Annotated in this window: 1 pseudogene; it reads left to right on the top strand. The window is 71.0% G+C overall.

Annotated features, from left to right (window positions below):
- A pseudogene (locus CCN42_RS44045) lies at positions 1-324 on the top strand (MFS transporter); the annotation flags it as partial.
- Positions 325-362: the final 38 nt, after the last annotated feature.

Below are 362 nucleotides of genomic sequence, written 5' to 3'. Positions count from 1 at the left end.
ATCCCGGGCATCTTCCACGCCAAGGCCCTCGCCCGGGGGCTGCGCGGGGAGGACGCGGCGGCCTACGGGCGGCGGCTGTCCGGGGCGTCGATGGGGCTGATCGGCGCGGTGGGCGCGCTCGGCGGTGTCGGCATCAACATGGCCTTCCGCCAGTCCTTCCTCTCCTACGGCTCCGGCACCGGCGCCTTCGTCGCCTTCCTGGTCTGGTACGCGGCCTGCTTCGTGGTCACCTGGTCCGTATACCTTCGCCGCCCGGCGGGCAGGACTCCCGCGTCGGAGGCGACCACCGAGAAGAAGCCGCAGCTCAGCTACGCCGAGGTGTGACGTAACACCGGCGACATCAAGCCGAACCGAGCCTGTCA

Origin of the sequence: Streptomyces glaucescens (assembly GCF_002154375.1) — a bacterium.
GTDB classification, from domain to species: Bacteria; Actinomycetota; Actinomycetes; order Streptomycetales; family Streptomycetaceae; genus Streptomyces; species Streptomyces glaucescens.
Note: the sequence above shows the minus strand (reverse complement) of the source record. Positions and strands in the feature narration are given on the sequence as shown.